Annotated in this window: 7 protein-coding genes; 1 reads left to right on the plus strand and 6 read right to left on the minus strand. The window is 62.0% G+C overall.

Annotated features, from left to right (window positions below):
• Positions 1-274: 274 nt before the first annotated feature.
• Positions 275-1477 (plus strand): cardiolipin synthase ClsB, encoded by a 1203-nt coding sequence (gene clsB / locus DBW_RS16935; protein ID WP_066729178.1) that lies wholly within the window; start codon positions 275-277, stop codon positions 1475-1477.
• Positions 1478-1646: 169 nt separating this feature from the next.
• On the opposite strand, the gene DBW_RS16940 is transcribed toward clsB, so the two are convergent.
• The 6 genes from DBW_RS16940 to hemA all read right to left on the minus strand — a co-directional run bounded on the left by DBW_RS16940 (position 1647) and on the right by hemA (position 11680).
• The gene (locus DBW_RS16940) at positions 1647-3560 is read right to left on the minus strand and encodes an HD domain-containing phosphohydrolase (protein WP_066729179.1); all 1914 of its coding nucleotides are present in this window, start codon (positions 3558-3560) and stop codon (positions 1647-1649) included.
• A gap of 50 nt (positions 3561-3610) precedes the next feature.
• Positions 3611-5656 (minus strand): sensor domain-containing diguanylate cyclase, encoded by a 2046-nt coding sequence (locus DBW_RS16945; protein ID WP_231875354.1) that lies wholly within the window; start codon positions 5654-5656, stop codon positions 3611-3613.
• 262 nt (positions 5657-5918) lie between these two features.
• A complete protein-coding gene (locus tag DBW_RS16950; RefSeq protein WP_066729185.1) occupies positions 5919-7553 on the minus strand; it encodes an ABC1 kinase family protein in 1635 nt (544 codons plus the stop codon).
• Positions 7554-7747: 194 nt separating this feature from the next.
• Positions 7748-9265, minus strand: a complete 1518-nt coding sequence (cobA, locus tag DBW_RS16955) for a uroporphyrinogen-III C-methyltransferase (protein WP_082820421.1) — start codon at positions 9263-9265, stop codon at positions 7748-7750.
• Positions 9266-9341: 76 nt separating this feature from the next.
• The gene (hemC, locus tag DBW_RS16960) at positions 9342-10304 is read right to left on the minus strand and encodes a hydroxymethylbilane synthase (RefSeq protein WP_066729190.1); all 963 of its coding nucleotides are present in this window, start codon (positions 10302-10304) and stop codon (positions 9342-9344) included.
• Between the two features lie 62 nt (positions 10305-10366).
• On the minus strand, positions 10367-11680 hold the full coding sequence (gene hemA / locus DBW_RS16965) for a glutamyl-tRNA reductase (RefSeq protein ID WP_066729192.1): 1314 nt from the start codon (positions 11678-11680) through the stop codon (positions 10367-10369).
• Positions 11681-11700 lie beyond the last annotated feature (20 nt).

The following is an 11700-nucleotide window of genomic DNA, read 5'->3' on the forward strand; positions in this document are numbered from 1 at the left end:
GGCCCAGGCCTTTCTCCACCCAGACTCCCGGCGGGTCTATCTGGAGTATCCGCTTAACCCGGAGTTCCATAGGTGGCAGATTCAACACCCCGAAACGACGGCAGAAGAAGCGATGCTGGTCCAAGGGTCGAAAATGCTCTGGCTTAGGGATTGTTCTCAACCTGTCGGGATTCCGGCGAAAAATTTTATCGAGCGCCCTCCGCGCCCTGTCTGGCGTGGCCTGCAGTCGGGACCGGGTAAGCCAGGGAGGAGCAGGCGTTGGATCTTCCGCTCGGTGCTCGGCTCCGACCTGGTTGCCGGCAACCAGGTTCGGCTGCTGCAGAATGGGAGCGACTATTTCCCCGCCATCGAAACAGCGATCAATCGGGCGAAGCATGAGATTTTCCTGGAAACCTATATTTACCAGGACGATGCCACTGGACAGCGGATCGCCGCTGCACTGCAACGGGCGGTTCGACGCGGCGTAAAGGTACATCTCCTGATCGACGGTTACGGCTCCAAGGAGTTGCCGCGGAGCCTGCGGGACCGTCTGCGGGCCGACGGTGTGCAACTTCTCGTCTTCCGGCCCAGGATATCTCCCTGGACCTTGCGCCGCGAACGCCTGCGCCGCATGCATCGCAAGCTGGTAGTGGTGGATCGAGAGATTGCCTTTGTCGGCGGGATCAATATTATCGCCGACGGGGAAACGGCAGGAGACCGACCGCCGCGCCTTGATTACGCCGTCACGGTGGAAGGACCGCTGGTGGAGGTGATCCGTCTTTCCGCCCAGCGGCTGTGGGCAACCGTATCCTGGAGTACGCTACGCCAGGGGACGGTCCGTGGCGGGAGCCCGCCGGAGGCGCCCTCCACCGGGGGGAATATGCATGCGGCCTTTCTGGTCCGGGACAACTTCCATCACCGGCGGGACATTGAAGCGGCCTATCTGCATGCGATCAGACAGGCACAGACCGAGATCATCCTCGCCAATGCCTATTTTTTGCCGGGGAGGGATTTTCGGCAGGCGCTGATCGCCGCGGCCGGGCGCGGGGTACGGGTTATCCTGTTGCTGCAGGGGAGGTTCGACCATCTGCTCCAGCATTATGCCTCGCGGGCGCTGTTCGGCAATTTCCTCGCCGCGGGGATTGAAATATACGAGTACCACCAGAGCTTTCTCCACGCCAAGGTGGCGGTGATTGACGGCCATTGGGCGACGGTGGGGTCGTCTAATATCGATCCCTTCAGCCTGCTGCTGGCCCGGGAAGCGAATCTGGTCGTTGCCGACACAACCTTTGCCGCGACCCTGGCGGCAAGCCTGAAGCAGACCCTGGAGACGGATGGCCTGCGAGTCCCGCCGGGTCACTGGCAGCAACAACCCGCCGGGCACAGGTTTTTCGGTTGGCTCTGTTACGGTTTGCTGCGCCTGATGATCGGGATCAGCGGTTATGTTCCTGAAAACAGCCGGACCAGCAAGAAACGGAAATCGGGGCAGGAGCGATAACCCCTCTGGCCCGAAAAGCCTGCACCACCACCGCAACTCTCCAGCCGATTTACTCGCCGCCGCCCTTCCCATCACCCGGCCAGCTCCGAAGCATTCCCGCCGGTAAGGCCCCAAGCTTGTTGCAGCCGGAACCGGCCCTGTCTCCCGCAAGGCCCTTTTCAAGAGGCACTTAATCCACCAGCCGACCCGAATCGAGACAGACGCTGACCACATGCGGGTCGAAGTGCGTTCCAGCCAGGAATTGCAGATGCTTGCGCACCTTTTCCTCGGGCCAGGAGGCGCGGTAGGAGCGATCGGAGCGCAACGCATCCCAGACGTCGGCAACGGCGAAGATGCGGGCCACCAGTGGGATCTGTTCCCCTTGCAAACCGAGCGGGTAACCGCTGCCGTCCCATTTCTCATGGTGGGCATAGGGGATGTCCAGGGCCGGGCGCAGAAAACGGATCGGCAAGAGCATCTCATAGGCAAAGACCGGGTGCTTTTTCATCACCCTCCATTGCGCCGCGGTCAAGGTGTCCCGTTTCAGCAGGATCTCATCGGGGATCCCCATTTTGCCGATGTCATGGAGCAGCGCACCCCGGCGAACCTGGACCAAATCCTCTTCGCTCAACCCGAAGAGCCGGGCCAGCTGGACCGTCAGTTCCGCGACCCGCAGGGTGTGCCCCTGGGTTTCGTTGTCGCGCAGCTCCATCGCCCGGGCCCATCCCTCGATGGTGGCGTCGTAGGCTTGCAGGAGCTCGCTGTTGGAGCGGTGCAGTTTATCGAAGAGGGTGACATTGTCGATGGCGATGGCGGCCTGGGAGGCCAGGGCCTGGAGAAAGTCGAGCCATTCGCCGTTGCGGACCTCCCGGCTGCGGTGAAAGACCTCGAGCACCCCCAGGACCTTCCCTTTGGCAATCAGCGGCACACCGTGATAGCTGGTGAAGCCCTCCCCGGCGAGCCGCCTATTGCGCAGGTAGCTGTCCTGCTCCTTGTCCAGGTCGGGGATGTCCACAATGCAGCGTTCCAGAGCAGCCGTGCCGGCATACCCCGTACCCAGGAGTTGGTGCGTCTGTTCGCTATGCCCGGTATGGAACCCGCACCCGGCGACATAATCCAGGACCTGGGTCACGGGGTTTGCGATCAGGACGTCCGCAGCGTCAACGCCGAGCTGAACAATGACATGGGTGAGCAGGGTGGCCAGGCTGAGGTTCAGGTCGAAGCTGAAATTGATGGCGCGGTCAATTTCCACCAGGGCGGTCAGGTGTTCAACGTGCTGGCGGATTTTTTCCTCGGCGTCCTTGATCTCGCTGATATCGGTCAGGATCACCACCACTTCCCGCAGCTGCCGGTTGCTGTCGAATTCGGGATAGGCATTGACCAGCACACACTTGAACCCCCCGTTGCTGCCGCGATCAATCCCGAGAATAAAATTCTTCAATACCCGCCCGGAGGCAAGCACCTGGTTGTAGGGAAATTCGGCCAGCGGCAAGGGTGTTCCATCTTTGCGCACAAAAGGGAGGTCGAGCTCGCCAACCCTTTTGCCGACCAGCTGATCCGCAGGGATCCCCAGCAATTGGGCAGCTTCGGGATTGCACAGGATCACCCGGGAATCGGCAGCCCGGATCAGGACTCCCACCGGAAGTTTGTCGATCAACAGTCCATGCGCCTGCTGGTTGTGCCGCAGGGAGAGATGGGCGTCGTCCTTGGCCTGCAGGGCGACTTCAGTGGCCTTGCGGTCGCGGATATCCCGGATATTGCACTGGATGACCATTTCCGCACCCACCTGGTAAATGTTGCTGACGAATTCAACCTGGATCAGCCGACCGTCCTTGCTCTTAAGCGGCAGGTCGTCGTAGCGGACAAACTTCTCTTTTTGCAGATCGAGGAACGATGCGTGGTTGGCTTCGAGATCCCTGAAGGCACCGACTTCCCAGAGTTTTTTCGCCAGAAACTCGTCCCGGGAATAGCCCAGCAGGTTAACCAGGTAGGGGTTGACATCCTTGATCAGCCCCGTCTTGGCATCCACGATCAGAATTCCGTCCTGGGCCGCTTCGAACAGGCGCCGGTAGCGCAGCTCGGAGTTGCGGAGCGATTGCTGCATTGCTCTCTGGTCGCGGCGGGGAGCCGGCTTTTTTGCTCTATCGCCAGATTTCATGAATCTTCACCTGGGCCTTTCTCCGGCAACTCCTTCTGGCTCGACTTATCCTGGTACATCCGCCCGTCACTCAACTTCAGGGCTTCGGCCAGCTGCTCCTCGTTACCCGCACAGGCAATCCCGAAGGCGATGGCAACCAGCCCGTTGCGAAATTCAGGAGAATGCCTGATCCGGGCGACGGCGGTCTCCGCGACGGCGCAATCGGTTGCCGGCAGCAGGACGACAAACTCATCGCCACCGGTGCGGGCCACGATATCATCGGCCCGGAACCCTTCCAGAATAACCCGGGCAGCCAACTGGATCAGCTTGTCCCCCGCGGGATGTCCGAGGGTATCATTGATCTTTTTCAGTCCGTTTACATCCGCCGTGACGATACTCAAGGGAAATTTCCGCCCGCGAGCGAGCCGTTCCAGCTCCTCGTCGAAAAACGCCCGATTATAGAGACCGGTCAACGCATCGTGGGTACTCTCATAGCGCAGGGAGGCTTCCGTCTCCTTGCTTTCGGTAATGTCATAGACGATGCCGATAATGCCGATCACTTCGCCGGCGTCATTGAAGATCGGCGTCTTGACCTTCTCCACGTGCCGGGTCTTCCCCTCCGGATCGACCAGGGTCTCTTCAAAGGAAGTGCGTTTGCCGGTCGTCATGACCTCCCTGAAGTCCCTTGCGTAGTTGGTGGCGAGTTCCGGCGGGAAGATATCGAAATCGTTCTTGCCGAACAGTTCCTGGGGCGCCACGCCATAGGCCCTGGAAAAGGGCGCATTGACCGCGACATAGGACCCCTCCCGATCCTTGAGCCAGGCAATATTGGGGATATTGTCGAGAATCGCCTGCTGCTGACGGAATACATCAGCGAGCCGTTTCTCGGCCAGCTTGCGCTCGGTAATGTCCTCCATCGCCAGCAGGATAATGCGGGAGCTGATCTCCTCGCGGAAGATCTGCCGGGCGTTGAGCAGGATGGTTTTGCGGCCGATTTCGGGGAAATCATGCTCGACTTCATAGTCGTTGATGACGGTATCGAGGGGAAGGATCTCCTCGACCAGGACGCGCAGCCCGGGGATATCCCACTGGCGGTTGCCGACATCGTAGATGAAGTGGCCGACGGTCTTCTCCGGGGTCACGCCGAAGGTCGCGTAGAAGCTGTGATTGGCCGTGAGGATTTTCAGGTCAAAACCGAGCACCACCAGCGGCTCGCGGACCGTTTCGACGATGTTCTCGGCATATTCCCGGGCGGTCTGGATTTCCCTTTCCAGCTGCTTGCGTTTGGTAATGTCTTCCATCGCCAGCAGGATAATGTGCGAACCGATCTCCTCGCGGAAGATCTGCCGGGCGTTGAGCAGGATGGTTTTGCGGCCGATTTCGGGGAAATCATGCTCGACCTCATAGTCGTTGATGACGGTATCGAGGGGAAGGATCTCCTCGACCAGGACGCGCAGCCCGGGGATGTCCCACTGGCGGTTGCCGATGTCGTAGATAAAATGGCTAATTGTTTCCTCGGGAGTAACCTTGAAGGTCTCATAGAAGCTGTGATTGGCGGTTAATATCTGCAGGTCGGAGCTGAGCACCACCAGCGGTTCACGCACGGTTTCGACGATATTCTCGGCGTATTCCCGGCCCTCCTGGACTTCCCGCTCCAGATGCTTGCCGGTTGTATCATCGACAATGGAGGCGAGAATCACCCCTGCTCCGTCCTTGGTTTTTTCCGCCGCTACGCTCTGGACCTGGCCATGGATGGTCGTTCCATAGCGCCCCTTGAATTTGATTTCGCATTTCGCCACCTCCTGCCGTTGCAACACCGCCTCAAGGTGTTTGGAAAAAACCTTTTTCCCCTCTTCGTCGGCAATAAATTCGGCAAGAGATAGCCCCGTCAGTGCCTGGCGATCTTTGCGCAGGAGCTTCGCCCCGGCAAGATTGACTTCCAGGATCCGGCCCTGCGCATCGAGGGTAAAATAGCCGACGGGGGCAAAATCGTAGAGTTCCGCGTATTTATCCCGCGACAGCAGCAGCTCTGCCTGGGCCTGTTGGAGCTCCTGGTTTTGCATCTCCAGCTCCAGCTGGTGAACTTCCAGGGTATGAACGAGGCTCTGAAGATCGCCTTCCGAAGGTTCTGCTGGACCTTTGTCCGCTGCCAAGCCCGCGGCCGCACTGGCACTGCGGTGTATTTTGTTGAGCCGGGCAAATAATTTTTGCCGGATAACGACCCCTTTTTTCATATCCATTTTCTCAGCCATTTTTCGTCTGGTAACGACCCTTTTCCAAATCGCTGGGAGCCATGAGCTTCAACTCCGGGGGAATCGGCGAGGTTCAGCGCCGCCCCTGCCCGCGTCCGCGATCGCCACGCCAAATACCGACATAGACGACAATCATGGCGATAATTCCGCCGCCAACCATGAATTCACCGAGGTTGTGATACCAGCCACCGTGCCGTCCTTCCAGCAACATGGCGCCACCGATCGCCAGTCCCGCCGCCGCGATGGCGGCGGTGAGCCGTTCGAGGTTGCGACTGATACGACCGCCCAGGGCCTCCACCGCGGGCGCCTGCAGGCGGCCGAGATTCCCTTCCGCCAACCGGCGCATGACGCGACGGGTATCGCCGGGCGCCTCATTGATAAACCGCTCCAGCTCCCGGGCCAGCTTGCCGGTCTTTTCCTTGACCCGCTCGACGGAAAAATTTTGCCTGGTGAGGCGGTCAATCTGTTCACGAAACGATTTCAGGTAGTCGTGGTCCGGGTCGAGCTGACGAATCATCGCTTCGAGGATCACGAAGGTCCGCGTCAGCAAAAAAAATTCGGCCGGGTTATGGACTCCGTGCCGACTGCCGGCACGCAGCAGCAAATCGAAGGAGTCGCCGATGGAGACTTCCGCCAGGTCGCTGCGGCGGATTTCATAGAGCACCGCTTTGATGTCCAGCCCCAGCGCCGCCCGATTGACCTTTTCGCTTCCTTGCGGGGCCATTTCGAGATAGGCATCGGTGGCCGCCCGGGCATCCCCCTTGAGGACCGCTTCGAGGAGCAGGGTCAGGGAATCCCGCATCGGTTCGTCGAGCTCGCCGGTCATGCCGAAGTCGAGGAGGGACAACCGGCCGTCGGGGAGAACCAGGACATTGCCGGGATGAGGGTCGGCGTGGAACAGCCCTTCCTCGAAGATCGTCTGCAGGGTCAGCCTGACCAGGGTCTGGATCGCCTGCGGCATCGCCTCCGGATGCAGCCTGGCGTAAAGGTCCACCCGCTCGCCGGCGGAAAACTCCATGGTGAGAACCTTTTCGCTCGAACAGTGCGACACGACATCCGGGATCCAGAGGTCGGGCATATCGGCCAGCGCGGTGCGAAAGAGGATGATGGAACGCGCTTCGTGGTAGAAATCGGTTTCCCGGCGCAAACTGTTGGCAAATTCACCGACCAGGACCGGAAGATCGAGGGCGCGCAGGCGGGGGGAAAGGTTCTCCGCCAGGGTGACCAGGTAGGTCAGCGCCGCGATATCCGTGGCAATCATCGCTTCCAGGCCGGGACGCTGCACCTTGACGGCGACGCGCCGCCCATCGAGGAGAGTCGCCTCATGGACCTGGGCAATGGTGGCGGCGGCAAGCGCTGTTTCGTTGAACGATGCGAAGAGTTTGTCCAGGGGAGCGCCCAGTTCGGCTTCGACGGTGACGCGCACTGCCTCCATCCCCAGCGCCGGCAACTGGTCGTGCAGCCGCTCCAGTTCCTGAATATAGGCATCCGGCAGCAGGTCGCGCCGCATGGCGAGAACCTGGCCGAGTTTGAGGAAAGTCAGGCCCAACTCTTCGAAGGTTTCCCTCACCTCCTGGGGCGAGGGCCAATGACGCTTGCCGCGCAGCGCCCCGAGAAACCCGTGCCTGGCCAGCACCCGGAGAATTTGCAGAAGACGCGATACAACCTGCGTCCGGCGACCTTTCACCGGGGCAATCAAAACTGGCATAAATTTCTCCTTCCCTTCCACTCTAGCACCCTTTGAGAATTTAAGAGGCTGCCTTCTGCTGCCGATGGCAGGTGCCTACCGGCCAAAGATGTTCGCGATGGCGCGCGGGACCGGCAAAACCACCTTTCGGTTGGAGGTTTCCAGGAGATCCGGCCCCCAAAGGGGGCAAACGAGGGAAGTTAGACGGGTGGTTGTTACCCGGCGAAATACCGGACGATTGCGGCGGTGAGAGCGGTGAGAGTGTACTCGGCGGGTTCGATGGCGACCTCCAGCCCGAGCTTGCGGCAGCTCCGGGCGGTGATCGGACCGATAGCGGCAACGGGGACGCCGGCGAGGAGGGTGGCGAAACCCTCGGCGCCGAGGATCCGGGCGAGGTTCTCGACGGTGGAGGAGGCGGTGAAGGTGACGCAGTCGATTTCGCCGGCTGCGAGGGCGGCGAGCGCTGCGGGAGGGAGTTCAGCGGGGAGGATGTTGCAATAAGCGATCGGCGCCACCACTTCGGCGCCGAGGGCGGTCAGGCCCTGAGGAATCACCTCGCGGGCCTTGTCGGCGCGGGGGAAGAGGATGCGCTGGCCTTGCAGCTGCTGGTCGGTAAAGGCTTTCACCACTCCTTCGGCCTTGTAGTCGGCCGGGATGAGATCAGGACGAATGCCATGGTCGCGAATCGACGCCGCGGTCTTCGGACCGACGGCGCAGACCCGGCAGCCGCCCAGGACACGGGCATCGAGGTTCAGCGTCTGCAGGCGGGCGAAGAAAAACTGTACCGCATTGACGGAAGTGAGTACCAGCCAGTCAAAGCTGGCGAGCCGTGCGATGGCGGCATCCAGCTCGGCAAAATCGGCGGGCGGCACCAGTTGAATGGTGGGGCATTCGACCACCAGCGCGCCCTGGCCTTGGAGCTGGGCTGAGAACTCGCCGGCCTGGTCGGCACTGCGCGTGACCAGCACCCGCTTGCCGAAGAGCGGCCGGTTGTCGAACCAGCGCAGCGATTGGCGCAGGTTGACCACCGCGCCGACAATGATGATCGCCGGCGGCCTGAAGCCGCGTTCCTGAACCCGCTGCGCAATATCGGCGAGGGTGCCGGTGAGGGTCTCCTGACGGGGCGTGGTCGCCCAGCGCACCACCGCCACCGGGGTCTGCGGCGCGCGGCCGTGGGCCACCAGCTCGCGGGCGATCAGCCCCAGGTTGGCCATCCCCATGTAGAAAACCAGGGTACCGACGCCGGTGGCGAGCTTCTCCCAGTCGAGGCTGGAGAACTTCTTGGCCGGGTCCTCGTGGCCGGTGACCAGACCGAGGCTGGTGGTGAAGTCGCGGTGGGTCAAGGGGATGCCGGCATAGGCAGCGGCGGCGAAAGCGGCGGTAACGCCGGGGACGACTTCGAAGGGAATCCCCTGCTGCTGCAGGTGGAGGGCTTCCTCGCCGCCGCGACCAAAGAGGTAGGGATCGCCCCCCTTGAGGCGGGCGACGACCTTGCCGGCAGTGGCGAGCTCGGCGAGAAGAAGATTGATCTCCGTCTGCGGGCGATGATGGCAGCCGGCACTCTTGCCGACATAGATGTGCTCGGCGGCGGGCGCCTCGGCGAGAAGCGCCGGGTTGGCGAGGTAATCGTAGACCACTACCTCGGCGCGGCGCAGGCAATCGCGGCCGCGCACGGTGATCAGCCCCGGATCGCCGGGACCGGCGCCGATGAGATAGACGATGCCTGGTTTCAAATCACGCCATCCTGGGCGAAGCGACAGGGGGACGGCGCAGCGTCCCCCCGGCAGTCAGCGATCATTGGAGCGGGGGTCAGACGTCTTCCCGCGTGACGTTGAAGGTTTCGTGCTGGTAGACCTCGTTGAGAATCTTGCCGGCCCCTAGGATCAGCAGGTCGTCGCCGAGGGAGGCGCCGAGCTGCTCGCACTCCGCGACCGGCCCGCTGACACTCTTCTTCAGGCACTGGACGCCGTCGCAGTCGGCGACCAGGCCGGTGAGGGTCAGGATGCCGCCGGCGACGGTGCCATGGCAGGCGATGGGGACCTGGCAGCCCCCTTCGAGGCGGCGCAGAAAAGCGCGCTCGCCGCGCACCGCCCAGTCGGTCTCGGGATGGTTGAAGAAATCGATCAGGGCGTTGGTTTCACTGTCGGCGACGCGGCTTTCGATGCCGAGGGCGCCCTGGCCGATGGCCGGGATCGAGACGTCGACCGGCAGGTACTCGCCGATCCGGCCGTCGAAGCCGAGGCGGTGCATGCCGGCGGCGGCGAGGATGACCGCATCGAGGTTCTCCTCGGTGAGCTTGCGGATGCGGGTCTCGACGTTGCCGCGGATGTCGACCATCTGCAGGTCGGGACGGAGGTGCAGCAGCTGGGCCTTGCGGCGCAGGGCGCTGGTGCCGATGCGCGCCCCCTGCGGCAGGTCGCGCCAGGAGCTGACGCCGGGGCGCAGGATGACAATGTCGCGCACATCCTCGCGCTCGGTGATGCAGCGCAGCGCCAGCCCTTCGGGGAAGAGGGTCGGTACGTCCTTCATCGAGTGGACCGAGATGTCGGTCTCGCCGCGCAACATCGCCTCCTGCAGCTCCTTGGTGAAGAGCCCCTTGCCACCGACCATCGCCAGCGGCACGTCGAGAATCTTGTCCCCTTGGGTCTTGATCTTGGTCAGCGTGACCTCAAGCTCGGGGTAGTGTTTTTCCAGTTCACTCTTGACCCAGTTAGCCTGCCACAGGGCAAGCTGGCTGGCGCGGGTACCGATACGTAACTGTTTCTTGGCCATGGTCAGCAATGACTCCTTGTCATACGGTATCAGGATGGATTTCGTCCAAAGGTTGGAGAGTCTTATTCCCCGACCTTGTCGTCGAGACAGGCGATCTCCCCTTCCGGGGGCGGCAGCTCGAGGTCGAAGAGGACCCGCACGGCATCGACGTAACTGTCGCCCGCGGGATCGTTCTGGGATTGTTTCAGCAGCATCATCGGCCGGTGCAAGACCTTGTTGACGATCGCCGCGGTGAGCGCTTCGATCGACTTGCGCTCCTTTTCGCCGAGCTCCTTGAGGTTGCCGAAGGTCTTCTCCAGTTCGGCGCGGCGGACCTCTTCGAGCTTCTTGCGCAGGGCGACGATGGTCGGCACCACGTCGAGGGTGGAGAGCCACTTAAAGAAGCTGCCGAGCTCCTGCTCGATGATCCCTTCCGCCTTCTTCGCTTCCTTGTGGCGCTCCTTGAGGTTGGCCTGCACCACTCCCTGCAGGTCATCGACATCGTAAAGGTAGACGTTATCGATGTCGTTGACGCGCGGATCGATGTCCCGCGGCACGGCGATGTCGATGAAGAACATCGGCTTGTAGCGGCGCCGTTTGATGACCTCCTCGATCGTCTTGTGGCCGAGAATGAAGTTGGGCGCTCCGGTGGAGGTGAGGACGATGTCGACCTGCGGCAGATGTTCGACGAAGTTCTCGAACAGGATCGGCTTGCCGCCGAACTCGTCGGCGAGTTTCTGCGCCCGTTCGAAGGTCCGGTTGGTAACGTGAACGCTGGCGACGCCGTTGTTGATGAAGTGGCGGGCCGCCAGCTCGCACATCTCGCCGGCGCCGATCAGCAGGACGGTCTTGTCGGCGAGGGAGTCGAAGATCTTGCGCGCCAGCTCGACGGCGGCAAAGGAGACCGAGACCGCGTTGCTGGCGATTTCGGTCTCGGTGCGCACCCGCTTGGCGACGGAGAAGGCTTTGTGCAGCAGGCGGTTGAGGATCAGGCCGGCGGTTTTGAACTCGCTGGCATAGCCGTAGGCGGTCTTGATCTGGCCGAGAATCTGCGGCTCGCCGATCACCATCGAGTCGAGGCTGGAGGCGACCCGGAAGATGTGCTGAATCGCCGCCTCCCCCTGGTAGTCGTAAAGGTGCGATTCCAGTTGCTCCATGGTCAGGCCATGAAAATCGGCCATGAAGCGGCGCAGCTGGCCGACACCGGCCTCGGCATCGCGGCTCACGGCGTAGATTTCCACCCGGTTGCAGGTCGAAACGATCAGCCCCTCGCTGATCCCGGGGAGCCCGGCGACCTGCCGCAACGGCTTTTCCATGGCGGTCGGGGCGAAGGCGACCCGCTCGCGGATTTCGACGGGGGCGGTCTTGTGACTGAGCCCGACAACGATGATATTCATACTGCCAATCCGTTCAGAAC

The organism is Desulfuromonas sp. DDH964 (assembly GCF_001611275.1).
In the GTDB taxonomy this organism is placed as follows: domain Bacteria; phylum Desulfobacterota; class Desulfuromonadia; order Desulfuromonadales; family DDH964; genus DDH964.